General features: G+C 68.8%; 20 protein-coding genes and 2 pseudogenes. 9 read left to right on the forward strand and 13 right to left on the reverse strand.

The genetic code is table 11. The features are described from left to right. Position 1 precedes the first annotated feature (1 nt). Together AC04MD_RS00530 and AC04MD_RS00535 are read right to left on the reverse strand one after the other, a co-directional pair. A complete protein-coding gene (locus AC04MD_RS00530; RefSeq protein WP_475495393.1) occupies positions 2-952 on the reverse strand; it encodes an acyl-CoA desaturase in 951 nt (316 codons plus the stop codon). A 67-nt stretch (positions 953-1,019) separates the two neighbouring features. After that, a complete protein-coding gene (locus AC04MD_RS00535; RefSeq protein ID WP_475495394.1) occupies positions 1,020-1,808 on the reverse strand; it encodes a hypothetical protein in 789 nt (262 codons plus the stop codon). 145 nt (positions 1,809-1,953) lie between these two features. On the opposite strand from AC04MD_RS00535, the gene AC04MD_RS00540 reads away from it, so the two are divergent. The 5 genes and pseudogenes from AC04MD_RS00540 to AC04MD_RS00560 all read left to right on the forward strand — a co-directional run. After that, positions 1,954-2,580 carry a sigma-70 family RNA polymerase sigma factor gene (locus AC04MD_RS00540; RefSeq protein WP_475495395.1) on the forward strand — a complete coding sequence of 209 codons (627 nt, stop codon included), beginning with the start codon at positions 1,954-1,956 and terminating at the stop codon, positions 2,578-2,580. Then, a complete protein-coding gene (locus AC04MD_RS00545) occupies positions 2,577-3,251 on the forward strand; it encodes a ChrR family anti-sigma-E factor (RefSeq protein WP_475495396.1) in 675 nt (224 codons plus the stop codon). The genes AC04MD_RS00540 and AC04MD_RS00545 overlap by 4 nt, the downstream gene beginning before the upstream one ends. A 148-nt stretch (positions 3,252-3,399) precedes the next feature. Beyond that, a complete protein-coding gene (locus AC04MD_RS00550) occupies positions 3,400-4,776 on the forward strand; it encodes a hypothetical protein (RefSeq protein ID WP_475495397.1) in 1,377 nt (458 codons plus the stop codon). Positions 4,777-5,069: 293 nt separating this feature from the next. Next, positions 5,070-6,323 (forward strand): putative DNA modification/repair radical SAM protein, encoded by a 1,254-nt coding sequence (locus AC04MD_RS00555; protein WP_475495398.1) that lies wholly within the window; start codon positions 5,070-5,072, stop codon positions 6,321-6,323. 7 nt (positions 6,324-6,330) lie between these two features. Beyond that, positions 6,331-7,143, forward strand: a pseudogene (locus AC04MD_RS00560) (TIGR03915 family putative DNA repair protein); the annotation flags it as partial. A 29-nt stretch (positions 7,144-7,172) separates the two neighbouring features. Here AC04MD_RS00560 and AC04MD_RS00565 read toward each other — a convergent pair. Further along, positions 7,173-8,186 (reverse strand): aldo/keto reductase, encoded by a 1,014-nt coding sequence (locus tag AC04MD_RS00565; RefSeq protein ID WP_475495399.1) that lies wholly within the window; start codon positions 8,184-8,186, stop codon positions 7,173-7,175. Between the two features lie 50 nt (positions 8,187-8,236). Then, complete coding sequence (locus AC04MD_RS00570) at positions 8,237-9,334, reverse strand: alkene reductase (RefSeq protein WP_475495400.1); 1,098 nt, start codon at positions 9,332-9,334, stop codon at positions 8,237-8,239. Between the two features lie 138 nt (positions 9,335-9,472). Between AC04MD_RS00570 and AC04MD_RS00575 the strand changes: the two genes are divergently transcribed. Next, positions 9,473-10,390, forward strand: coding sequence for a LysR family transcriptional regulator (locus AC04MD_RS00575; protein WP_475495401.1), 918 nt, complete (start codon positions 9,473-9,475; stop codon positions 10,388-10,390). Between the two features lie 49 nt (positions 10,391-10,439). Here AC04MD_RS00575 and AC04MD_RS00580 read toward each other — a convergent pair whose 3' ends face one another. From AC04MD_RS00580 to AC04MD_RS00590, 3 genes and pseudogenes are all read right to left on the reverse strand, one after another. After that, on the reverse strand, positions 10,440-13,010 hold the full coding sequence (locus AC04MD_RS00580) for a TonB-dependent receptor plug domain-containing protein (RefSeq protein WP_475495402.1): 2,571 nt from the start codon (positions 13,008-13,010) through the stop codon (positions 10,440-10,442). A 509-nt stretch (positions 13,011-13,519) separates the two neighbouring features. Then, the gene (locus tag AC04MD_RS00585) at positions 13,520-13,909 is read right to left on the reverse strand and encodes a DUF1428 domain-containing protein (RefSeq protein ID WP_475496142.1); all 390 of its coding nucleotides are present in this window, start codon (positions 13,907-13,909) and stop codon (positions 13,520-13,522) included. Next, positions 13,904-14,257 (reverse strand): annotated as a pseudogene (locus AC04MD_RS00590) (DUF1428 domain-containing protein); the annotation flags it as partial. The pseudogene AC04MD_RS00590 and the gene AC04MD_RS00585, both read right to left, overlap by 6 nt. A 187-nt stretch (positions 14,258-14,444) precedes the next feature. Here AC04MD_RS00590 and AC04MD_RS00595 point away from each other — a divergent pair. Further along, a complete protein-coding gene (locus AC04MD_RS00595) occupies positions 14,445-16,649 on the forward strand; it encodes an amylo-alpha-1,6-glucosidase (protein ID WP_475495403.1) in 2,205 nt (734 codons plus the stop codon). 10 nt (positions 16,650-16,659) lie between these two features. Here the strand turns inward: AC04MD_RS00595 and AC04MD_RS00600 are convergent, their stop codons facing one another. Together AC04MD_RS00600 and AC04MD_RS00605 are read right to left on the reverse strand one after the other, a co-directional pair. Further along, positions 16,660-17,745, reverse strand: coding sequence for a DUF1615 domain-containing protein (locus AC04MD_RS00600; RefSeq protein WP_475495404.1), 1,086 nt, complete (start codon positions 17,743-17,745; stop codon positions 16,660-16,662). An 8-nt stretch (positions 17,746-17,753) separates the two neighbouring features. Further along, positions 17,754-19,382: a trehalase family glycosidase gene (locus AC04MD_RS00605; protein ID WP_475495405.1), complete on the reverse strand. Its 1,629-nt coding sequence runs from the start codon at positions 19,380-19,382 to the stop codon at positions 17,754-17,756. 84 nt (positions 19,383-19,466) lie between these two features. On the opposite strand from AC04MD_RS00605, the gene AC04MD_RS00610 reads away from it, so the two are divergent. Together AC04MD_RS00610 and AC04MD_RS00615 are read left to right on the forward strand one after the other, a co-directional pair. Then, the gene (locus AC04MD_RS00610; protein ID WP_475495406.1) at positions 19,467-20,150 is read left to right on the forward strand and encodes a GNAT family N-acetyltransferase; all 684 of its coding nucleotides are present in this window, start codon (positions 19,467-19,469) and stop codon (positions 20,148-20,150) included. Positions 20,151-20,247: 97 nt separating this feature from the next. Beyond that, positions 20,248-20,637, forward strand: a complete 390-nt coding sequence (locus AC04MD_RS00615) for a SpoIIAA family protein (protein ID WP_475495407.1) — start codon at positions 20,248-20,250, stop codon at positions 20,635-20,637. A 207-nt stretch (positions 20,638-20,844) separates the two neighbouring features. On the opposite strand, the gene AC04MD_RS00620 is transcribed toward AC04MD_RS00615, so the two are convergent. The 4 genes from AC04MD_RS00620 to AC04MD_RS00635 all read right to left on the reverse strand — a co-directional run bounded on the left by AC04MD_RS00620 (position 20,845) and on the right by AC04MD_RS00635 (position 23,561). Beyond that, positions 20,845-21,402, reverse strand: a complete 558-nt coding sequence (locus AC04MD_RS00620; RefSeq protein WP_475495408.1) for a redoxin domain-containing protein — start codon at positions 21,400-21,402, stop codon at positions 20,845-20,847. A 57-nt stretch (positions 21,403-21,459) separates the two neighbouring features. Continuing rightward, positions 21,460-22,218, reverse strand: a complete 759-nt coding sequence (locus AC04MD_RS00625; RefSeq protein WP_475495409.1) for a hypothetical protein — start codon at positions 22,216-22,218, stop codon at positions 21,460-21,462. Between the two features lie 90 nt (positions 22,219-22,308). Next, complete coding sequence (locus tag AC04MD_RS00630) at positions 22,309-22,953, reverse strand: MarR family winged helix-turn-helix transcriptional regulator (RefSeq protein WP_475495410.1); 645 nt, start codon at positions 22,951-22,953, stop codon at positions 22,309-22,311. Positions 22,954-23,027: 74 nt separating this feature from the next. Beyond that, the gene (locus AC04MD_RS00635; RefSeq protein ID WP_475495411.1) at positions 23,028-23,561 is read right to left on the reverse strand and encodes a hypothetical protein; all 534 of its coding nucleotides are present in this window, start codon (positions 23,559-23,561) and stop codon (positions 23,028-23,030) included. Positions 23,562-23,565 lie beyond the last annotated feature (4 nt).

Raw genomic sequence — 23,565 nt, forward strand, 5'->3', positions numbered from 1 at the left:
CTCAGCGCCTCGCCTTCGCCAGCACCCAGGCCGGCACAGGCTTGAGGTCGCGCACCAGCCCCAGCATCGCCAGCAGGCGCAGGCCGTACCAGGTGAGATCGATTTCCCACCAGCGGAAGCCCTGGCGCGCGGTGCCCGGGAAGAAGTGGTGGTTGTTGTGCCAGCCCTCGCCGAAGGTCAGCAGCGCCAGCCACAGGTTGTTGCGGCTGTCGTCGCGCGTATCGAAGCGGCGCTTGCCGAAGCGGTGCGCCAGCGAGTTGATGGTGACGGTGGCATGGAACAGCACGACGGTGGAGACGAAGAAGCCCCACACCAGCAACTGCGGACCGCTGGTGCCGAGCGTAGGCGCGACGCGTTCCAGCACGGCGCCGAGGCCATACAGGCCAGCGGCGAGCAGCACCGGCACGACGGTGTCGTAGCGGTCCAGCCAGCGCAGCTCCGGATAGCGGGCGAGGTCGGGAATGCGCGACCAGTCGGTGCGGAAGCCCTCGCGCGTCAGGAACCAGCCGGCATGGCTCCGCCAGAAGCCGTGCACGTTGGGCGAGTGCGGATCGGCCGCCGTGTCGGCATGGCGGTGGTGGTTGCGGTGGTGCGCGGCCCACCACAGCGGCCCGCGCTGCACGCTGGCCGCGCCGATCAGCGCGAACACGAATTGCAGCACGCGCGAGGTGCGGAAGGTGCGGTGCGAGAAGTAGCGGTGGTAGAAGCCGGTGATGGCGAACATGCGCACCGCGTACAGCGCCAGCGCGACGATCAGCGCGATCGGCGACACGCCCACCCACAGCACCGCCACGCAGGCCAGGTGCATGCCGATGAAAGGCACCGCCCGCAGCCAGTCGATGCGGGCCGCCTGCGCGTCATCGTCCTGTGCGGCCTCCGTGTCGAACCAGCGTCGAACGGCGGCAAGGCCGCGACGCGCCGGCGGGGAGGAGGGGGAGTCGCTTGCCGGCATCACGGGGTTCTCGATTGCGTTGACTCATACTACGGACGAAGTCGTGCATTGGATGCGTGACGACCGGTCATCCCCTGCACGCGCGCACCAGCGGCGTTGCCAGCGCAGCCTGCAGCGCCTGCACCGTGGCCGGCGCCGCCGGCTGCGGAAACACGATGCGCACGTCCTGATGCTTGCCCTGACCGTCGCGGATCGTGGCGATGCCGGCGAACTCCAGCAGCCGCTGGTCGGCCGTGGCGTAGGTGAGCTGCATGGTCGGCGCGACGAAGCCGTACCACCGGTCCAGTTTCATCGACATGCGCTGGGCGGGAACGCCGTTCCAGCGCACCACGGGCCCCGGGTCCAGCTTCACCGGCACGAAGGCAAAGCGGCTGGGCAACAGGAATGGCTGGGTGACGTCGCGGCCCACACCCAACGCGTCCCAGTGCAGCCGCACGCTGGCGTCGAAACCGGCATCGATGACCGCGCCTGCCGGCACCGTCACCACCTGTTCCCGGGTCCGTGCACCGGACTTTTCCCTGACGTACACCACGCGTCCCCGCTCGCTGCTGCGGACGCCTTCCCGGTAACCGTCGCGGGCATCCTCGAAGTCGAAGTCCGGCGCCTGTGGGCCGGTGCGCTCCACCAGGGTCTTGCGCGCGAACGCACGGCCGTCCGGGCAGCGGTAGAGCACCAAGCGCCGGGCGGTGCCGTCCTGCCGGTAGCGCCAGTGCGACTCGCGATACACCACAGACGCGCTCTTGCGGCCGTAGGCGGTGGCTTCCTGGCGCAGGACGTCGACACTGGCGGACGCGGTGGGGCTGGCCAGCGCGGCGAAGGCCAGCAGCACCAACGGGAGAGGCGGAAGGTAGGTCATGGCGGAGTGGGTCGCGGGAAGCCGGAGGCGTCTACGTGCGCCGGCCGCGGCTGGATGCGATGCGGACCGGGCGGGACGGTGCATCCGAAGCGCGGTCATCTTCGTAGAGACCGCCATCACGAGCCGAACCAGGACCTGGCATACCATGCCCATCGACCTCACAAGGAGACCGTCGCCCCTGCGGGCGGCCCGGCCCGTGTCCACGCCCATCCCCCTCGCGCGCGATGCCCACGACTGGACCAGCGAAATGGTCGCGGTCGCCCGGCTGCGCGACCGCGGCAGCTTCATGCGCCTGTACGACCACTTCATGCCGCGCCTGTGCCTGTACCTGCGCGGCCTCGGCAGTCCGGAAGGCATCGCGGAGGAGCTGTCGCAGGAAGCGCTGCTGCGACTGTGGCAGCGCGCGTCGATGTACGACCCGCAGCAGGGGGCGGTGTCGACCTGGCTGTTCCGCATCGGCCGCAACCTGCATATCGACCGCGTGCGGCGCGAGCCGGGCTGGGTGCAGGTGCTGGAAGAGGCGCTCCCTGCCACCGACGAGGAACTGGCGCGCCCGTTCTCGTCCGCTGAGGACTACGCCGAACACGCCCACCTGCAGCGTCGCATCGAGGAACTGCCCGCCGTGCAGGCGCGCCTGATGCGCATGTCCTACTTCGAGGCCAAGAGCCACCAGGACATCGCCGACGAACTGCAGATGCCGCTGGGCACCGTGAAATCGCACCTGCGGCGCGCCTTCCTGCGCCTGCAGGGCCAAGTACGAGGTCAGCCGTGAATCCGCACCACCATCTCGATCCGTCCACCGTGGTCAGCTACGCGGCCGGCGCCCTCGCGGTGGAGGTGGCGGTGGTCGCCGCCACGCACCTGGAGACGTGCGCGCATTGCCGCGCGCGCGTGGACGAGGCCGAACGCATCGGCGGCCAGCTGATCGAGCACCAGCAGCCGGCGACCCTCGTGGCGACGGACCGGTTCGCCGGCCTGCGCGCCGCCATGCTGTCGCAGCTGGACGACGTGGCGCCGCCGGTCGCCGCCCTGTCGCCGCGCAGTGCGCCTTACGAAGACGACGACCGCCTGCCGACGCCGCTGCACCCGTACTTCGGCAGCTCCTACCGCGCGCTCAAGTGGCGCTGGATGGCGCCGGGCGTGCACTGCATCCGCGCGAGCGGCACCAAGGGCGGCACGCTGCTGATGCTGAAGATCGGTCCTGGCCGCAGCATGCCGGTGCACAGCCACGGCGGCACCGAACTGACCCAGATCCTGCGTGGCGCCTACCACGACGCGCTGGGCCAGTTCGCGCCCGGCGACGTCGCCGATCTCGACAGCGACGTCGAACACCAGCCGGTCACCGTGCCCGGCACTGCCTGCATCTGCGTGTCCGCACTGGACGCACCGCTGCGGTTCCCCGGCTGGCTGGCGCGTAAGCTGCAGCCGCTGTTCAAGCTCTGAGGCGCATCGCGCCCGTCGCGCGGCCCGGCGTCATGCCGCTCGCGCGTGCGTGGCGCCGTCGCATCCGTCAGAATCCGCGGAGGGGATCGGCTCGCCGTGCGGGCCTTTCGCATTGCCATCGGATGCGGAACAGACCAGGGATGCAGGCATGAGCGAGCAGTGGCGCAGGGCGATGCGGGTGGCGTTTGCGTGGGTGGCACTGGCGGGCGGGGTTGCGCAGGCCGTCGCGCAGGAATCGCCGCAGACCGTGCCTGTCGAGGTTTCGCGGGAGATCGAGCAGGCTGTCGAACTGTTGGATGCCTGGGGTGGCGCGGGCGAGGAGTTGTTACGGGCCCGGGCCATCGTCGATCGTGTACTGCGTACGCACCCTGACTACGCGCCTGCGTATCGTGCCGAGGCTGGGATCGTGATGGCCGAGGGATTCCGATACGGAAGCGTCTACGAGCCTGGAACGCTGGAAGCTGCGGCGCGATCCGTGGACCGGGCCATTTCGCTGGCGCCAGCGGACCCGAAGAACCATCTGCTGCGTGCCGAGGTCCATCGCCTGAGCAGGCAATGGGAGGAAGGTGAAGCCTCGCTTCGGAAGGCCGAGCAAGCCGGCGCCGAGCCGGCGTGGCTGGCGATCCGGCGCGGCAACCTGCTCGACGATCAGGATCGTCATGTCGAAGCCGTCGCCGAGTACCAGAAAGTGCTGGGGTCCAGACAGGCGACGAAAGCGGAACGCGCCGCGGCAGAAAACAAAATGCTGCCCCACTACAACCGCGCCGGCAGGCTCGACGACGCCGAGCGCGTCTACAAGACGCGGTTGGCCGACCATCCTGGCAGCGCGTGGCTTCGAGGCGATTACGCTAGTTGGCTGTTGTGCTGGCGCGAAGACGTCGACGCCGCGCTGCTACAGGTACGCCAGGCACGTAGCGTGATGGACTACGGCATCGCCCGTCGGACCGAAACCGCCGCACTTTACGACCGCTGGTCCGCGCATGTGCTGGCCGGTCGCCAGAGTCAGGCCGAGGAGGCGTGGCGGCAGTCGCAAGTCCTCGCTGACGGTGGTGCGTCCGATCCTGCGCTGGTGCTGAAGGACGTCTGCGGTGGGCCTGTCGTGCATCGCGCGTTACAGGCGATGCAGATGAGCGGCAAGGGTTTCCGTATCGGGCCCGCCGACGCCGTGATGCTGGCGGCGGACCGGGCACCGGAGGCCGTTCCCGGGATCTTCGTGATGCGCGTCCAGGCCAGCGGACGCAGTGGGAACGGCCTGTACCTGAACTCCGAAAAGGACTATCGCGATCAGCGCAACCTGTCGGTGCACCTGCTGCCCAAGGCGCAGGAGGAATTGCGTCGGCTCTACCGGCAGGAGCCCGATACCCTGTTCAACGGCATGGTGATCCAGGTGGTCGGCCATGCGCAGCGGGCCAAGATCGATTTCGTCGCCAATGGCAAGCCCACGGGCTCGTTCTACTACCAGACGCATGTCGTGGTCGGTTCCGCAGACAAGATCGACGTACTGGAGAACGTTCCCTCTCGCTGACGGGAAACTCTGTGGATCCGTCCCGCCTTCGACGCTTCCTCCCGGACCGCAGATGCGGTGTTGGTGTGAATCCATTCGTGGCGTAACGACGTAGAAGGGCTGTCGCCCGCCCTCCAGGCGTGGCCCGCCGGACATCACGTTCATGAATGCAGTTCTGGTCGCTTGGCATCCGCCGTTCCGCATGCCGGGATTCAGGGCGCTGGATATCGTGCTTTGTCCGCATGTCGGCATCGCATGGCCGATCGCGGCGATACGGTCTCACCGCGTGAGCAGGCGCCGGATAGGATGACGCCATGCAATTGAAGGACAAGCTCGCGATCCTCGCCGATGCGGCCAAGTACGACGCGTCGTGCGCGTCCAGCGGCGCGGGCAAGCGGCACTCGCTGGGCAAGGGCGGGATCGGCAGCACCGAGGGCATGGGCATCTGCCATTCGTACACGCCGGACGGGCGCTGCGTGTCGCTGCTGAAGATCCTGCTGACCAATTTCTGCATCTACGACTGCGCGTACTGCGTCAACCGCGTATCCAGCAACGTGCCGCGGGCCCGCTTCGCCACCGCCGAGGTCGTGCGGCTGACGCTGGAGTTCTACAAGCGCAACTACATCGAAGGGCTGTTCCTCTCCAGCGGCATCATCCGCAACGGCGACTACACGATGGAGCAGATGGTCGAGGTGGCGCGCAGCCTGCGCGAGGACCACCGTTTCGCCGGTTACATCCACCTGAAGACGATCCCGGAGGCCTCGCCGGAACTGCTCGCCGCCGCCGGCCGCTACGCCGACCGCCTGAGCATCAACGTCGAACTGCCGACCGAAGCGGGCCTCAAGCAGCTGGCGCCGCAGAAGCAGGCGCAGGGCATCCGCGACGCGATGGGCGAGCTGCACTGGCGCATCCAGGCGGCGAAGCCGAGCAAGCAGGAGGCGCAGCAATCGAAGCGGAAGCGCCCGCCGAAGTTCGCGCCGGCCGGGCAGAGCACGCAGATGATCGTCGGCGCCGATGCCGCCGACGACCGCGCCATCCTGCAGACCAGTGACGCGCTGTATGGCCAGTTCCGCATGCGGCGCGTCTACTATTCCGCCTTCAGCCCGATTCCCGACGCGTCCACGCAGCTGCCGCTGCGCGCGCCGCCGCTGCTGCGCGAACACCGCCTGTACCAGGCCGACTGGCTGCTGCGGTTCTACGGCTTCGACGTGAAGGAGATCGTCGACGACATCGGCACGCAGGGCGGCATGCTCGACCTGGACGTCGATCCCAAGCTGGCGTGGGCGCTGCGGCATGCCGAGCAGTTCCCGGTCGACCTCAATACCGCGCCGCGCGAGACCCTGCTGCGGGTGCCCGGGCTGGGCGCGCGCAACGTGCAGCGCATCATCGATTCGCGGCGTCAGGGCAAGCTGCGCGTCGCCGACCTGGCCCGCTTGCGCGCGCCGCTGCAGAAGGTGCTGCCGTTCGTGGTGCTGCTCGACCATCACCCGCGCCAGCGCCTGGACGATCCTGTGCGGCTGCGGCGGGAACTGGCGCCGGCGCCACGTCAAGCCGACCTGTTCGGCTGAGCACGCGATGTTCCGCGCCACCGTGATGCCTGCGTGGGACCTGGATGCGTGGCGCGTGCAGGCGCGCCATGCCTGGGAGGCGGAGCTGCCGCCGGAGGCGGTCGAGTGGCAGGCCGATGCGCAGGGCGCGTTGCTCGCGGCGGCCGCCGTCGTAGATCAGCCCGCGCGCCGGAAGGGCCTGTCGGTGCCGGCCGAGTTCATGGCGTTCGCGGCCTCCGTGCTGTGCCATCGCGACGTGGACCGGCATGCGTTGCTGTACCGCCTGCTGTGGCGGATCGGCAATGGCGAGCGCGCCCTGCTCGATCGTGCGACCGATCCCGACGTGCATCGCGCGACGCGCTGGGCGCAGGCGGTGCGCCGCGATACGCACAAGATGAAGGCCTTCGTGCGCTTCCGCCAGGTCGACGGCGAAGACAACGCCTACATCGCCTGGTTCGAACCCGATCACTACATCGTCGATCGGGTGGCGCCGTTCTTCATGCGCCGTTTCGCCGGCATGCGCTGGGCGATCCTCACGCCCTACCGCAGCGTGCAGTGGGATGGCGAACATTTGTGGGCAGGCGAGGGGGCGCAGCGGTCGGATGCGCCGGCCGACGATGCCGAGGATGCGCTGTGGCGGACCTACTACGCCAACATCTTCAATCCAGCGCGGCTCAATACGCGGATGATGCAGCAGGAGATGCCGCAGAAATACTGGAAGCACCTGCCGGAGACGCATCTTCTTCCGGACCTGATCCGCGAGGCGGGTCGTCGCGTGCGCGAGATGGATGAGCGCGAGGCGCAGGCACCGCGGCGGCGGATTCCGGAGCACAAGCCGCCGTCGCGGTGACGGCGGCCGCGATCCCGCGCTCAGCCAAGACCGGGCAGCGGCGCGTCGGGATGCACCAGGCCGGCGCTGCGCAGCTCGCGCCAGAAATCCACCGGCACCACTTCCTGCAAGGCCGCACGATCCTCGGCGATGCGGCCGGGCCGGCTGGCGCCGGGAATCACTGCGGCCACCGCAGGATTCGCGAGGGCGAACTGCAGGCCTGCGGCCTTCATGCTGATGCCGTGGCGATCGGCGAGCGCCTTGATGCGGGCGACCTTGTCGAGTATCTCCGGCGTGGCCGGGGCGTATTCGAAGTTCGGGCCGCCGACCAGTGCGCCGGAGCTGTACGGACCGCCGACCACGATGCCCAGGTCGCGCTCGGCGACCTTCGGCATCACGCGTTGCAGCGCACGTGCATGATCGAGCAAGGTATAGCGGCCGGCCAGCAGAAAGCCGTCCGGACGCGGCCCTTCCAGCTCCAGCAGCAGCTCGATCGGCTCGACCCGGTTCACGCCCAGCCCCCAGGCCTGGATGACGCCTTCGTCGCGAAGTTTGTCCAGCGCCCTGAACGCGCCCGTGCGCGCCTGCTCGAACATCGACAGCCAGGCGTCGCCGTAGAAGTCCTGCGCCACGTCGTGCACCCAAGCGATCTCGATGCGGTCCGTCTTCAGCCGTTTCAGGCTGTCGTCGATGGAGCGCAGCGTGGCGTCGTAGGAATAGTCGTTGACGATGCGGTTGGGGCGGCCGTGCTTGAACACCTCGCCCTTCTCGCCAAGATCGCGTGCGCTGACGTCCTCCACTTCGTCCAGGATCAGCCGGCCGACCTTGGTGCTGATGACGTACTCGTCGCGCGGCTTTTCGGCCAGCGCTTCGCCCATGCGCAGCTCGGCCAGGCCGGCGCCATAGAAGGGCGCGTTGTCGAAATAGCGGATGCCGTCGTGCCAGGCGGCGTCGACGGTGGCGCGCGCTTCCGCTTCCGGAATGTCGCGGAACATGTTGCCGAGCGGCGCGGTGCCGAAGCCGAGTTTGCCGGGAAGCAGGTCGTGGAGGGACATGGTGGACTCCTGAAGGATGGGGTGCGGAGAGAGGGGGAGAAGCGCGGCGATCAGGCCGCAGCGGCCTGCGGCGGTGTGAACTGCGTATAGCCTTCCGCGCCACCGCCGAAGTAGCCGGCTGTCGGCGCGTCGAACAGCGGGACGTCGTCGCGCAGCCGTTCGACCAGATCGGGATTGCCGATGAAGGCCTTGCCGAAGGCGATCATGTCGGCGTGGCCGTTGGAGGTGGCCTCGAGCGCGCGCCGGCGGTCGTAGCCGTTGTTGGCGAGGTAGGCGCCGCCGAACGCCGATCGCAGCGCGTCGACATCGAAGTCGTCCGCGCCATTGCCGGCGTGCAGCTGGCCTTCGACCACGTGCAGGTAGGCCAGGCCCATGTCGCCGAGGCGGCGCGCGACGTAGAGGTGCGTCTCCATCGTGCGGCTGTCCAGCGGGGTGTCGCCCACGGCGGTGGACAGCGGCGACAGACGCAGGCCGACGCGCTCGGCGCCCCAGACCTCGGCTACGGCCGCGGTCACTTCCAGCAGCAGGCGGGCGCGGTTCTCGATCGAACCACCGTAGCGGTCGTCGCGGTGGTTGGTGCTGTCGCGCAGGAACTGCTCCAGCAGATAGCCATTGGCGGCGTGCACTTCCACGCCATCGAAGCCAGCATCCTTCGCGCGCTTCGCCGCACTACGGTAGTCCTGGACGATGCCGGCGATCTCGTCGGTGGTCAGGGCGCGCGGCATCGACGGCGGCACGTGGCCGGCTTCGGTGAACACGCTGCCGCCGGCCTGGATCGCGGACGGCGCCACCGGCGCCGCGCCATCGGCCTGCAGGCTGCTGTGCGACATGCGGCCCACGTGCCACAGCTGCACCACGATACGGCCGCCTGCGGCGTGCACGGCGTCGGTGACCGGTTTCCACGCGGCGACGTGCGCGTCCGTGTACAGGCCGGGCGTGTAGGCGTAGCCGCGGCCCTGGCGGGAGACGTTGGTGGCTTCGGTGATGATCAGGCCGGCCGACGCACGTTGGCCGTAGTAGTCGACGGCCAGCGGCGTCTGTACGCCGTCCATGCCGGCGCGCGAACGGGTGAGCGGCGCCATGGCGATGCGGTTGCGGACCTCGATGGAGCCGAGGCGGGTGGGGGAGAACAGGACGTCGGTGGACATGCGGCGGCTCCAGCGTGGGGTGGGAGCGAGGCGCCTTCGGGTGAGGGCCTCGCCGGGATGGACGCAGCATGCGCGCCGGCTAGGCATTCATCCAATTTATCTGTTGAATTCCAGATATAAGAAATCCAATATGACTGGATGCGCTACGACCTCAACCTGTTGCCCGTTTTCCTGGCGCTGATGGACGAGCGTAACGTCACCCGCGCGGCCGAGCGGCTGGGCATCACCCAGCCGGCCCTGTCCAATGCGCTCGCGCGGCTGCGCGACATGCTGCAGGACCCGTTGTTCATCCGCGAACGCTACGGCATGCAGCCCACACAGAAGGCGATGGAGCTGGCGCCGGGCATCGCCGCGGCGCTGTCGCAGGTCGATGCGCTGGTCCTGGGCCAGCGGCAGTTCGACCCGGCGAAGGAGGAGCGACTGTTCACGCTGGCGCCGAACAGCTACTTCGAGTTCGTGCTGGTGCCGGCCATCGCGGCGCGGCTGCGCGAGCGCGCCCCGGGCATCCGGCTGCGGCTGGTCCCGTTCGGCACCGACCTCGCTGAGACGGGCGCCATCTCGGGCGAGACCGCGATGGTGCTGGGCCGGTTCGTCGAGCCGCCGGACAATCTGGTGGTGCAGCACCTGGCCGACGATGGTTTGGCCTGCGTCGTGCGCGCCGACCATCCCGTCGTTAACAAGCGCCTGTCCAGGGTGCAGTACGAGCAGTTGCGGCACGTCAACGTGGTGCCGCCGGGCAAGCTGCGCGCCGGCGTGTTCCAGGCGCTGGAGAAGCAGGGGCTGCGGCGCGACGTCGTCGTCTCGGTGACGCACTTCCTGTCGATTCCCGAGCTGGTGGCGGCCACCGATTACTGCGCCACGCTGCCGAAACTGATCTGCGCGCGGCTGGCGCGCGATCCGCGGCTGAAGGTGCTGCGTGCACCGGTGGACCTGGGGACGTTCCCGCTGGAGATGGCGTGGCATGTGCGCTACCGCCACGATCCGGCGCACCAGTGGCTGCGCGCGCTGGTCGCGGAGGTGGCGAAGGACGTCGCCCGAGGGGCGACGCCTGGCTGATGCGGACGCCGGTGCCCGCACGGGACACCGGCTCCGGTCTACTGCGCTATCAGAACTTCCAGCCCACGCGGGCGTAGTAGAAGCCGCCGTTGAAGCCGTACGGCGAATGCACCGGATACGCCGCACCGGCGACCGCCGCACCCCACGGATTGTCGTCCGGGGTTTCGTCGAACAGGTTCTGCGCACCGACGTTGACGTACAGGCCCGACGGGAACGTCCAGCCCACCTCGGCGTCGACGATCACCTTGCTGTCTTCGTAGATCGGCAGGCCGCCGTCTTCGACCAGGATGGCGCCGCTGTCCAAGTGGTCCTCGTACCACGAGCCGTAGTAGCTGAGGCGCAGGTTGGCGTGGAAAACCTCGCGCTGGTGGTTGATGCTGAAGTAGCCCTTGGTCTTCGGCAGCGATTCCTCGATCTTGTAGACACGGGCTTCGTTGATGAAGTTGGCGTCGTAGCGGTCCACCTCGCTCTTGTTCCAGTTCGCCGCCAGCGAGTACGTCGTCTTGCCGCCGAAATGCTCGGTCTCGACGCTGGTCACCACGTCGACGCCGGTGGTGGTGGTGTCGAAGGCGTTGCCGAAGTAGGTCACCGAGTTGAGCGAGGCCGCCTCCGGATTGCCCGAGGCCACCAGCGCCGCGCGCTCCGCGTCGGTCAGTTCGAAGCTGGTGCTCAGCGCGATGCGGTCTTCCACTTCGATGTGGTAGCCGTCCACGGTGACCAGCCAGTCGCCGCTGTTCCATACCAGGCCCAGCGACGCGCTCTTGGATTCTTCCGGCGTGAGCGCGCGGGACCCCTTCAGCTGGGCGATGGGATTGGTCGGCGGCAGCGTGGCGATGTCGATCAGCGCGCTGCCTTCGAAGGCGGTGGTGATCTGGCTGACGTTGGCCTGGCCCGGCGTGGGCGCGCGGAAGCCGGTGTTGACGGCGCCACGCAGGGCGAACGTATCGCTGACGTCGAAGCGCGCGGTCAGCTTGCCGTTGGTGGTGCTGCCGAAATCGTCGAAATCCTCGCGACGCACCGCAGCGGCCAGCATGAACTGCTCGGTGAACTGCGCCTCCATGTCCAGGTAGACCGCCCAGTTCCGGCGATCCCATTCGCCGGCCGTGCGCGGGCTGAAGCCGTTGAAACCGTTCGAACCCAGCGCGAAGCCCTGCTGGGTCAGCGGGCCGATGGCGGTCGACGGGCCGTCGCCGGATTTGACCTCGAAGCTTTCCTCGCGCCACTCCGCACCGGCCGACAAACGCACCGGCTGCACGGTGAAGCTGGTTTCGAAGTCGGTGCCGACGTCGAAGTTCACGCCCTTCTCGGTCTGCGTATTGCCGCCGGGATGGAAGCGCAGGCCATCGGGCTGCGCCGCGCCGAGCGAGGCATTGACCGTGTTGTAGATGGTGAAGTCGATGTCGTTGCGGCCGTAGGTCACGCTGGCATCCCAGTGCCACGCATTGCCCCAGGTGCCCTTGACGCCGCCGACCACCGACACGTCCTCCAGCGAGCCGCCGAAGCGCGGCGTGAAGCCGCCCGGCAGCGACGACAGGAAGGTGAAGCAGTTGGAAGGCAACGCCGCCACCGCTGCGCTGACCGTGCTGTACGGGATCAGGTTGCCCGCGCCGTCGCGCAGCGCGATGGTCGGGCAGGTGCCGACGCCGGTGGTATTGCCGATCAGCAGCGTGTCGCCGCCGTCGTTGGAATACACACCCGAACGCGCCGTCGGGTCGCGGAAATAGAAACCACCGTCGACGTCGCGCTGCGCGTAGTTGCCGAACAGGTAGACATCGACGCTGTCGCCGCTGATGCCGAGGTTGGCGACGAACTTGATGTCGTCGTTCACTTCCGGCGAGCCCCAGATCTGCGCCGGTTCCGGCACGCCCGGATAGCCGGCGGCGATGGCGGCCGCCGCGTCGTCGCGCTGCACGCTGCGCGAGGTCGCGTCCGCATTGCGCCATTCCGCGGTCAGTGTCGCGTAGCCACGCGAGGTCAGCGGCAGGCCGATCTGCGCGGTGTACTGGGTGGTGAAGCCGTCGCCTTCGTAGTACTGGCCGGCGAAGGCCTCGAACGCGCCGCCTTCGCTGATCTTCTTCAGGCCGAAGTTGATGACGCCGGCGATGGCGTCGGAACCGTATTGCGCCGCCGCGCCGTCGCGCAGCACTTCCACCTGTTCCAGCGCCATCGACGGGAACACCGACAGGTCGGGACCCTGCGAGCCATCGGACAGGCCGTGGCCGAGGAAGGTGATGACGGCCGAGCGGTGGAAGCGCTTGCCGTTGACCAGCACCAGCGTGTTGTCCGGCGGCAGGCCGCGCAGGTTGGCGGGACGCACCAGGCTGGCGGCGTCGTCGATCGGGATGGTGCTGACGTTGAACGACGGCACCAGCACGCGCAGCTGGTCGAGCGCGTCGGTGGCGCCCTGGTTGCGGAATTCCTCGGCGCTGATGATGTCGATCGGCACGGCCGACGTGGACACGGTACGCGGTTGCCCGCGGCTGCCGAGCACGGACACGGTGTCGAGCGTCGTGGCCTCTTCACTGGTTTGCGCGGTGGCCGGTGCGGCGGCCGGTTCCGCGGTCTGCGCGAGAACGGTACTGCTGCCGGCCAGGGTGGCGGCGACCAGGGCCCATCTCACTGCGGACGCCAGCGGCGTCCTGGAAACACGTGCGTACGGCTTCTCTCTCTTGCCCATGCGTTGCGCCCCTAAATAGTGCGTCGGAAGTGGTGGGTCTCTCTCGTGTGCGGGCCGCAATGAATAGCGTGGCGTCCCAAGCACATCGGTAACCGGCGTAACACTGCCGTGCAACAGCGTCGCGTTACCGCGACCACCTTAGGCGTCGGCGAAGTTCGTGAAGTGAGGCGGCGATCACAGGGTGACGCGCGATGACACGAAGGTAATCTTCGTTATGTCCTGAATACCGCTGTTTCCATACGGTTTTTACGGCACGCACTGGCGTGGTGCGCGATGCGCCAGCATCGTGCGAGCGCTGCGAAACGCATGAACACAGTTGTATGCAAACGTGTGCAGTGATCGTGTCCGCAATGGCGCACGCGAGTGCAAGGCATGAAGCCGCCATGCGTGCTCGTGCCGACGGCTTCGGCCGGAAGCCCGGGGCGGAGGTTCCGCCCCGGCATGCCTGACGATCAGGCGCGCAGTTCGACCACGGGCGTGAAGCCACCATAGACCATGCGCTGGCCGTCGAACGGCATCGGCGTGTCGCCCTGGCTGGCGGGATCCATGCGCGGGTCTTCCATCACCTTCTTGGTGCCGGCATCGCGTGACGCCTTGTCGGGCCATTCGATCCACGAGAAGGCGACGTTCTCGCTTTCCTTGGCCTGCACCGCGCGGAAGAAGTCGGTCTGCGTGCCGTGCGGTACGTCGTCGCCCCAGGCCTCGATGATGCGGGCGGCGCCGTACTCCATGAAAATCGCGTCGAAGGTGGCAGCGAACTCGGTGAACGCCTCCTTGCCGTCCGCGGGCGCTGCGAGGATGAAGCCGTCCACGTACGACGACGGCGCGCCTTCCGGCCCCAGCGTCACCGTGGGGACGAAGCCACCGTAGATCAGGCGCTTGCCGTCGAACGGCATCGGATTGTTCTCGGGCGACATGCGCGGATCGTCCATCATCTTCTTCATGCCGGCGTCGCGCGTGGCCTTGTCGGGCCACTCGATCCACGAGAACACCACGCTTTCGTCCGCCTTCGCCTGCACGGTCCTGCGGAAGTCGGTGACCTTGCCGTCGGGCACGTCGTCTTCCCAGCACTCGACCACGCGGGTGGCGCCCTGTTCGATGAACACGGGATCGCCCATGTTCGCGTGGTCGATGAACGTCTGCTTGTTGGCGGTGGGCACGGCGGCCACGAAACCATCGATGTACGGCATGGAAACCTCCGGGGGATGCGGCGCCGGGATGGCGCCTTCGTGGATGCGACGAACCGCGTTGGCGGAATTCGACAGCCGCATCGACGGAATGCGGACCTTGCGCCGCCCGGTGTTAATGCGGCGTCCTGCCGAAGGTCGGCGGCCGGGATTGCTACGATGCCGGACGGGACGATGGCGAGGGCTACCGATGCATCGAGGCTGGGGCTTGTGGGTCGTGCTGGTCTGTTGCGGCGCGGCAGGCATCGCGCACGCGCGCGATGGCGTGGCGGGTGAAAAGCGCGTGCACGGCCTGCCGGTCTGGTCGACCGACCAGGCGCGCCAGGACCGCTATGTCGCGGCCCATGGGCTGCGTGGATTCGCCGGCGGCTACGCCGAGGACGGTCTCGAGTTCTGGGCGTTCCCGCTGCAGATCGTGTCGGGATACCACCTCGAATTCCTTGCCGACGGGCGCGCCGTGCGCGGGCTGGACGTGCTGGAAGGCGTGGACGTGGATCCGCTGGGCGTCACCCGGCGCTACCGGGGCGACGGATTCCGCGTCGTCGAACGCATCCAAGCGCACGGGCGATTGCCCGGTGCCGGCGTGTCGCTGCGCGTCGAGGGACACGACGACGTGCGCGTACGCGTGCACCTGCGGCCCTCGCTCAACCTGATGTGGCCGGCGGGCATCGGCGGGCAGGAGTTCGGCTGGGATGCGCAGGCGCGCGGCTTCCTGCTCAACGAGCCCAGCGGACGGTTCCGCGCGATGGTCGCATCGCCGCAGGCCGGCGAGCACACATTGCCGAACAACGACCGTCGCGGCAGCGAGTTCGGTCGTCCGGTCTTCATGGAACTGACGCCGGTGCAGTGCGGCACCGCGCGCTGCGCGACGCTGGCCATGGCGGGTCAGAGCGAAACCGGTGAGGAGGTCCACGCCACCGCGGGCGCGCTGCTGCAGGCGGCGTCCGCGGACGCGGCCGACGATGCCGCGCGCTTCGCGCTGCAGGACTGGGTCCGCATCACCACGCCGGATGCCGACGTCAACCGCGCGCTGCAGTGGGCGCAGATCGCAGTTGAACAGGCCTGGACCTGCAATGCGCGCCTCGGCTGCGGCATGGTGGCCGGCTATGGTCCCTCGCATGGTGCGCGGCGCCCACAGTACGCCTGGTACTTCGCCGGCGACGGACTGCTGACCACGCGCTCGCTGATCCACCAGGGCCGCTACGAGCGCGCCGCCGAACAGCTCGCCTTCATCCTGCGCTACCAGCATCCGGACAACGGCATGATCTGGCACGAGATGTCGCAGAGCGCCGGCTTCCTCGACTGGGCGCGCGACTACCACTACATGTACGTGCACGTGGACATCGCGTTCGACCTGATCGCCACGGCGGCGGAGTACCTGCGCGCCAGCGGCGACACCGCCTTCCTCGAGCGCCACTGGTCGGCCCTCGACAAGGCCTACCGTTACTGCCTGTCCACGCTGGATGCACGCGACGGCCTGCCGCGCGTGCCGGCCGAGATGATGAGCGCCAACGAGCAGGACGACCTCGGCGACGAACTGACCCTGTCCGCGGCCTGGGTGGAGGCCTCGCATGCGATGGCCTCGCTGGCCGCGTTGCATGGCGACCACGCGCTCGCGACGTCCGCCACCGATGCCAGCACGCGCGCACGCGCCAGCCTGCGCGCCCGTTACCGCGATACCGCCGGGCAGCGCTGGATCAGCGGCTTCAGCCGCCAGGGACATCCGGGCGAAAGCACCTCGGCCGCCGACATGGCGGCGATCACGTCCGGTGCGGCCACGCAGGACGAGGCGCGCGCCACGCTCGCGCGCCTGTCGAGCGAGGACTACCTGACCGCGTGGGGATTGCGCAGCACGCCCGCCTCCGCGTCCGACTACGATCCGCAGGCCTACGCCAAGGGCAGCGTGTGGGGGCTGGGCACCGCGTCCGCGGCCGGCGCGTTGTGGGGCGTCGGCGAAGACGCGCTCGCCAACCGGTTGTGGCTGAGCCTGGTGCCGTGGGCCGAACACGATTCGCTCGGCCACATGCACGAAGTGATGGCGGGTGATGCGTTCCTGCCGCAGCGCGAATCGGTACCGGAGCAGACGTGGTCGTCGGCCTCGTTCCTGTCGGCGGCGCTGGAAGGCCTGCTCGGCCTGGATGTGGACGCGGCCAGGCGCGAACTGCACTTCGTGCCGCAACCGCCGGCGCACTGGACGTCGCTGAAGGTGGAACGCTTGCGCATCGGCGCGGACCAGGTGGACCTGACGTGGCGCCGCGCCGCGCAGGGCGACGCACTGGAGATCGACAACCGTGGCGCACCGTTCCGCCTGCGCTGGGCGCGCGGCGTCGGCACAGGCGACGCGGCGGTGGAGCGCGAGATCCCGGCCGGCAGGACCCGGCTGAGCCTGCCGTAACCGGCGCACCCTACCGCTGCATGCAGCGTCGGTAGCGCTCGTCCACGCGCGTGGCGAACCAGGCCGTGGTGAGTTCGCGGGTGATCTTCGGGCTCTCGAGCGTGATGCCGGGAATCACCGCGCGCGGCAACGGCGTGCCCGCGCGCGCGTCGGCCAGGGCGTAGACGCGCGCATACAGGTCGGTATCGCCGAAGTCGAGGCGGTTGCCGCGCTCCAGTGCGCTGCGGATCGCGCGGTCGTCCATGCGCAGGTCGGCCGCGAGCGAGCGCACCGCGCGTTCGGTCTGGCCCGGTTTGTCCAGCGGTGCGCCGGGATTCAGCAGGTCGCCATCGAGGGCGAGCGTCGTGCGCGTCGCGGTGGCGACGGCGCGCTGGAAGGCGGCGTTGCGGCTGGCGTACCAGCCGGCATTGTAGTCAGCGAAACGATGCACCTTGCGCGTGTACGGCGTCTCGTAGCCGAGCAGGTGGGCGATGCCGAAGTACAGGCCGCCGCGGCGCGTGAACACCTCGCCCCGCACGCCGTCGGGCATCGGGTAGGGATAGCCCGCCGTCTTCGATTCGGCGAAGGGAATCCCCACCTGCATCGGCCCGCCGGTCTGCACCGGGTTGTAATCGGCGAACAGGCGCTTGCCCAGCGGCACGCTGCCGATCATGTCCTCGTAGATCCCGCTGAGGTCGCGCTCGGTGCGCACCGTGCCCAGGCGTTCCGCGTACGTGCGCCCATCCGGCGAACGCAGCGCGAGGGCGGCGTCCACCATGAATTTCGGCACGTGCATGCCCGCGGCGCGACGGTCGATCTCGCCGCGCGCGATCTTGGGCAGGTTCGCCACCGCGGGGTTGGCGACGTAGCCGGATTCCTGTTCGGTGATGGCCAGCACCGCGCAAATGTTCTCGCTGTTGGGCTCGATGCGCTGCGCCGCGAATGCGGCCTCGATGTCCGCGGCCCAGCCTGCGCGGTCGGTCACGTGCGTGGGCAGGCGCCGCACGATCTCGCTGCGCGTATCCGTCGGTGGCCGCGTCGGTGCGGGCGGTGCGGATGCGCAGCCGGCGAGCAGGGCGATCATCACCAGGCCGGCGACCAGGCTGCCACGCTGCATGGCGATCCTCACGGCGTGCGCGCCAGCAGGGCCTGCATCTTCAGGTAGGCGCCATTGCTCCAGCCGAAGCCGATGACGTTCTCGCTGTAGCCGGCGGTGACCTTCACCTCGGCATCGCCGCTGGCCATGTTGTATTTCTCGCGGATGGTGCCGTCGTGGGCGAGGCTGCGGTCGATGGTGGCGGTGAACTTGCGGGCGATGCGGGCTGCGTCCTCGTCGAAGCCGTAGGCGTCCAGGCCGGCCACGGCCAGCCAGTTCGTCGGCGCCCAGCCGAACGGCGCATCCCACTGCGCACCGCTGTCGTCCAGGCTCATCGCCAGGCCGCCCTTGAGTTCGAACGCGGCGACATGGCGCTGGAGCGCACGCGCCTGTTCCGGCGACGCGGCGCCCGCCCACAGCGGATAGAACGTGGTGATGTACGGCACGCGCGCCGACGTGCCGGCAACGACATCGTAGTCGCGGTACTGGCCGGCCTGCGCGTCCCACAGGTAGCGGTCCATCGCGGCCTTGCGCTCAGCGGCGGTGCGGGCGAAGTCGTGTGCATCCCTGCGCTGGTCCAGCCGCTCGGCAAGGTCCTGCAGCGTGGTCTCGTAGCGGTACAGCAGGCTGTTGAGGCAGACCGGCGCGTAGTGATGGGTGGAGCCGGCGAACGGGCCGAAGTGGAAGTTCACGTCGAACCCGGATTCGCGCATCGCGCGATCACCGAGGTAGAAGTCCCTGGTCAGGCGATGGCCCTGCGCCCAGGCCTGCGCGCAGACCTTGGAGGCGGCCACATCGCAGCTGGTCTCGCGCAGGAGCGCGGCCTCGGCGGCGTCGGGATGCTCGGAGGCCTGCACCAGGTAGCCGGGGTCGCGGTCGGGATGCGCCAGCAGCCACGCGATCACCCCGCGCAGGTAGTCGGCATCGCGCATTTCCAGCACCGGTCCCTGGCCGTAGTCGAAGTAGCGCGCCAGTCCGGTATCGCCGGCACGATGCTCGGGCCGCAACCAGACCGCATGGTCGCGCACGGCCAGCGGATAGGCCTTGGCGAGCCAGGCGCTGGCCTCCGCCGGGGTGTCGAAGCTGGTCGGTTCATCCAGCACCGCGCGCACCATCTCGCCGAGGAACGGCGGTTGCGAGCGGGTGAGGTAGTAGGTGCGGTTGGCATTGAGCACGCCGCCGTAGTGCTCCACCTCGAACAGCATGTTGTCCACCATGTCGCGCGCCAGGCGGGCGCGGCCGTCGGCCAGCAGGCCGAGCACGATGAAGTAGCTGTCCCAGCCGTACATCTCGTTGAAGAAACCGCCGGGCACCACGTACGGGCGGGGCAGGTACAGCAGGCCCTGCCGCGCCAGCGCGGTCGGGTCCAGGCTGCCGATGTGCTCTACGCGTGCGGGCAGGTGGCGGACTTCGACGTTGCAGCGCTTGCCGATCGCTTCGACGCGCGGGTCGTGCAGGTCGGCCGGCAGGTACAGCACCGGACGGTCGTGGATCTTCTCGTCGCCGAACGAGGAGCAGTCCTCCATTGAGCGCGTCAGCGTCGTCCATGCCTCGGTGATGTAGGCACGCGTGCGTTCCGGATCCGGTTCGGCGGCGAGCGAGGGCAGTGCGGCCATCGTCAACACGGCGAGGGCGAGGGGGCGCAACGAACGGTGCATGCACGGTCTCCTGCGGGGCGCGCGGCTAGTATGTGCGAAGCCGGCCGGCCGTGCTCCCGCGTGCTACCACCCTGAGATGACGCCATGCCCCTCGACAATCCGTTCTGGTCCGCGCTGACCACCTTGCATCGCGGCATCGCGCAGGTGGACGGAAGCGGGCAGCTCGCCCGCTATCCGGCGGACTATGCACCGTTCCTCGGCATCGCTTCGCGCGAGGTGCGCATGGAGGAGGCGTTGCCGTCACTGGTGGCGGCCGACGAAGCGGTCTATCTGCTCGGCATCGCGCCCGACCGCGTGCCGGCGGGCTGGGCGCTGCACGCGTTCCAGCCGCTGGCGCAGATGGTCTGCGATGCACCGTTGTCCGTGCCCGACGGGCCGGAGATCGTCCCGTTGGACGCCGCGCAGCGCGACGACGTGCTTGCACTGACGGCGCTGGTGTACCCGCATTACTTCCGCGCCCGCACGATGGAGCTCGGCCGCTACTTCGGCATCTACGAAGGCGAAAGGCTGGCGGCGATGATCGGCGAACGCCTCGGCAGCGACGACAGCCGCGAAATGAGCGCGATCTGCACGCATCCGGATTTCAATGGCCGCGGTTACGCGCGCCAGCTCACCACCTGGCTGACCAACGAGACGCTGGCGCGCGGCGTGCGGCCGTTCCTGCATGTCAGCCACGAGAATCCGCGCGCGAAGACGCTCTACGAGCAGCTCGGCTACCGGGTGCGTCGCGATATCGGGTTCTGGTCGCTGAAGCGCGAACAACCGTAAACGCGCACGCCGCTGCGGTGCAGCTTCGTGAAGCGGATTTGACGCACGCCATTGGCGACGCGGCTAAGGTCGCCGCTGGCTTCCCTGGAGCGCGTGCATGCTCGAGATACTGACCAGCCCGCCACACGTCGCCGCGTACCGCTTCACCGACGAACTGACCCGCGCGGACTACGACACTTGCATCGCCGATCTCGAATCCCGGCTGGCGCGCTACACGCGCATCGCCGTGGTCAGCGACATCAGCGACCTGCACGGCCTGTCGCTGGAGGTGATCGGCAAGGACCTGCGCTACGCATTGTCGAAGCGCGGCGAATACGACCGCTTCGCGCGCGCCGCCGTGGTCAGTGACAAGCGCTGGCTGGTGTCGGTCACGTCGATGGCCGACCGGATCCTGCCCCAGACCGACGTTCGCACGTTCGCGCCGGAGGAGCGCGCCATTGCGTTGGCGTGGGCGGCGGAACTGGTGCCGGAGATGCCGGCGCCCTGATTGCTCAGGGGGAGACTCCTCAGTGGAGCAGCGCCCCACTGAGCGCCGCGAGCGTCATGCCGAGGCCCAGGAAGGCCAGGCGGTGCAGCAGCGAAAAAGGGGCGGGCGCGCGGTGCATGGTGCAATCCAATCCTGAGCGGCGCGAACGCGCCGTGAAGCCCCTGTGCCTGTTGAACGCGGCGACCGCGGATGACCGGACAGCGGGCGTCAGGCCGGAATGGCGCAGCCGTTCAGGTCGCAGCCTGCGCTTGCCCCAGTCCCGGACTGCGTCTCTTCGGAGGCTGCGATGGCCTGGGCCTCGTGCACCAGCGCCGCGATCTGCGCGCCCAGCACCAGGTCGCTGACCTGGCCGACGTGCTGGTGGCGGATCCGGCCCTGTGCGTCGATCAATACCAGCGTCGGCGTGCCGCACATCGCATAGGCGTGCATCGTCTGCGGGATCGGTCCGGGCGTGCCAGCGCGATCGACACCGACGGGAAAGCCGATGCGGTACTCATGCAGGAAGGCTTCAAGTGCGACCGGCGTCATCGCGGCGTGGTGCTCGAACACGGTGTGCAGGCCGATGACGGCGACCTGGTCTGCGGGGAAGGTCGCGTGCAAGCGGGAGGCCTGCGGCAAGCCGTGCGAGACGCAGCCAGGGCAGAGCATCTGGAAGGCTTCCAGCACGATGACCTTGCCGCGCAGCGATTCGAGGGCGATGGCATGGGGTGTGTTGAACCAGCGGTCCACCTGCAACGGTGGCGCCGGGCGATCGATGGCGTTCATGGGGATATCTCGTGGGTTCGCGACCGGCCCGGTGCAGGCCGGCGCGAGGGAGGGGAATTACTTGTTCGGCTTGCCCGGCAGGCCGAGGTTGCCGGAGGCGACCTTGAACACGTCCACCACGCACAGCAGCGGTGCATGCACGCTGGCGTTGACGCGCAGGCCGGCGGTGACACCGTCGAAGCTGCCGGCGGTGACCACGCCGATGTCGTCGAACGGCACCTTCACTTCCACCGTCTCGGCATTGAGCGTCGGGCTCCAGCCGGGGCTGTCGATCAGGATCGGGAAGCCCGGCCAGGTCTTCGGCAGGCGCGGCTTGCTGCCTTCCGGAATGTCGATCACGGCCAGCGCGCCGGGGCCGCAGGCCTCGTTCGGCTTCAGCACGACCCAGTGGCTGTGCCAGAGGTTGCCGTCGTTGTCGAGCTTGCCGTCGCCGTTCTCGTCGTACAGCGGGGTGTCGTCGAAGTCCGGATGCGCAGTGACCGCCATCGCCAGGATGCCGGCGCCCTTCTCGAACCCGACCTCGTACGGATCGATGGTGGTCGGCCACACGTAGGAGAACACGTCGCTGCCGGCCAGCTTGCCGGTCGCGGCCGGCGTGCTCTTGCCGGCCTTGCCGGACACGGCCATGTGGAAGGTGGCGATGTTCTTCTCGGTGGTGATCTTGGTGTGCACGATGTCGAAATCGGCGGTGACGGCCTGGTTGGCGGCGGACGCGATGCCGCCGGTGTGGGCCTTGCCGTCGTGGGCGTGCGCGCCGCCGATGGCCAGCGCGAGTGCGGCGGCCAACGCGAAACGTCGGATGGTGTTCTGGCGCATAATCGAATTCCTCTTGCTTGCTCTCGTAGGGTGGGTGGGAGGTACCGGGCGGCGTCCGATTGCAGTCGGGCGCCGCCCATCTTTTTCCGCCTAGGGCGGAGTCGGTTGCCGGAAGCGCAGGACGCTTCCCTCGCGTTGATCGCCGTCGGCGGGTTGCTGCTCCGCGCAGTCCACGCGCAGTTCCGCATCGCCGAACGCCTTGTCCAGGAACGCGCAGACATGCGGCGCGTCGCGTCGGCCCGAGGCGAACGGGCGGAAGCACGCGCAGCCCAGGCAGGTGCGCAGGCCCGTGGCCAGGCCTTGTTCCTGCGCCTCGTTGACCAGCAGCTGGGTCACGCGCAGCAGCGCGCCCAGATCGGCTTCGCCCAGCGCTTCCACCAGCGAGCCCATGCCCTGGTCGGGGCGTTGCAGCTGCGTGGCCATGCGCGAGCCGGCCGACGTCAGCTTCACGCGCGCGGCGCGGGCGTCGTCGGGATCGGGCGTGCGTCGGATCCATTGCTTGCCTTCCAGCGCCTTCAGCGAATCGCTGAGGCTCGCCGCCGACACGCCCAGGCGCTCGGCGATCTGGCGTGCACGCAGGCCGTCCTGCACACCCTGCAGCATGCGCAGCACGGCGGCCTGGGTCGGCGGCAGCGAGGGCGTGCCATCCTGCCGCCACGACTGCGCGCGCACCAGCGAGGCGAGCTGCTCGAGTCCGCGGGTGGCCTGCCTGCGCTGGAAGGGGGTATCGATCATGGCCAATAAGTTAGGAGTCCTAACTATATAAGTCAATGACCGTCCGTCGGCAGGGGCGAGGGCAGCGTGCAGGGTCACCATCGCATCATCGGCAGCGGTGAGAGCGGGTGTCGCCGGAGGCGCCGCAGGGTGAGCTGCAGCAGGCGGCGATGGAAGCCGGCATCGGGGAACGTCGTCCGCACCTCGCGCACGACGTCGCGGGGCAGGCCGAAGCGCACCACGCCGTTGCTGATATCGATCCAGTCCGCGCGTCGGAACGTCTCCACGCTTGCATGCGTCGCCGCTGGCATCCGGCGGATCCGGTGGTGGTGATCGATCATGGCGTCCACGTCCGTCCGCCATTCGGGCCGGCCGATCGCATGCAGGTGGTCCCGCGCCAGGGCCCGAGAAGGTGGTAGATAGTCGAACGTCTTGGAGGTCCAGATGCCGAGGTCGTGGAAGGCGACGGCGATGCTCAGCTTCTCCAGCATCTCCGCATCGCCGGGCAACAGCTGCCAGTAGAAGTTAGCCACCCGGTAGGCATGGTGGCGATACCCCACGGCGTCGTCTCCCAGCTGCGCGGCATGCGCGTCGAGCAGCGCATCCAGCGTCGGCAGCGCGGTCAGCATCGCC

Source organism: Pseudoxanthomonas sp. LjRoot206, from assembly GCF_056175725.1.

Coding starts and splice junctions, on each gene's coding strand:
- AC04MD_RS00570 (WP_475495400.1), bottom strand. CDS start 9,334: ATGTCCACCGACGTCCTGTTCTCCCCCACCCGCCTCGGCTCCATCGAG.
- AC04MD_RS00530 (WP_475495393.1), bottom strand. CDS start 952: ATGCCGGCAAGCGACTCCCCCTCCTCCCCGCCGGCGCGTCGCGGCCTT.
- AC04MD_RS00555 (WP_475495398.1), top strand. CDS start 5,070: ATGCAATTGAAGGACAAGCTCGCGATCCTCGCCGATGCGGCCAAGTAC.
- AC04MD_RS00575 (WP_475495401.1), top strand. CDS start 9,473: ATGCGCTACGACCTCAACCTGTTGCCCGTTTTCCTGGCGCTGATGGAC.
- AC04MD_RS00620 (WP_475495408.1), bottom strand. CDS start 21,402: ATGAACGCCATCGATCGCCCGGCGCCACCGTTGCAGGTGGACCGCTGG.
- AC04MD_RS00600 (WP_475495404.1), bottom strand. CDS start 17,745: ATGCAGCGTGGCAGCCTGGTCGCCGGCCTGGTGATGATCGCCCTGCTC.
- AC04MD_RS00605 (WP_475495405.1), bottom strand. CDS start 19,382: ATGCACCGTTCGTTGCGCCCCCTCGCCCTCGCCGTGTTGACGATGGCC.
- AC04MD_RS00535 (WP_475495394.1), bottom strand. CDS start 1,808: ATGACCTACCTTCCGCCTCTCCCGTTGGTGCTGCTGGCCTTCGCCGCG.
- AC04MD_RS00630 (WP_475495410.1), bottom strand. CDS start 22,953: ATGATCGATACCCCCTTCCAGCGCAGGCAGGCCACCCGCGGACTCGAG.
- AC04MD_RS00565 (WP_475495399.1), bottom strand. CDS start 8,186: ATGTCCCTCCACGACCTGCTTCCCGGCAAACTCGGCTTCGGCACCGCG.
- AC04MD_RS00625 (WP_475495409.1), bottom strand. CDS start 22,218: ATGCGCCAGAACACCATCCGACGTTTCGCGTTGGCCGCCGCACTCGCG.
- AC04MD_RS00615 (WP_475495407.1), top strand. CDS start 20,248: ATGCTCGAGATACTGACCAGCCCGCCACACGTCGCCGCGTACCGCTTC.
- AC04MD_RS00635 (WP_475495411.1), bottom strand. CDS start 23,561: ATGCTGACCGCGCTGCCGACGCTGGATGCGCTGCTCGACGCGCATGCC.
- AC04MD_RS00540 (WP_475495395.1), top strand. CDS start 1,954: ATGCCCATCGACCTCACAAGGAGACCGTCGCCCCTGCGGGCGGCCCGG.
- AC04MD_RS00595 (WP_475495403.1), top strand. CDS start 14,445: ATGCATCGAGGCTGGGGCTTGTGGGTCGTGCTGGTCTGTTGCGGCGCG.
- AC04MD_RS00550 (WP_475495397.1), top strand. CDS start 3,400: ATGAGCGAGCAGTGGCGCAGGGCGATGCGGGTGGCGTTTGCGTGGGTG.
- AC04MD_RS00610 (WP_475495406.1), top strand. CDS start 19,467: ATGCCCCTCGACAATCCGTTCTGGTCCGCGCTGACCACCTTGCATCGC.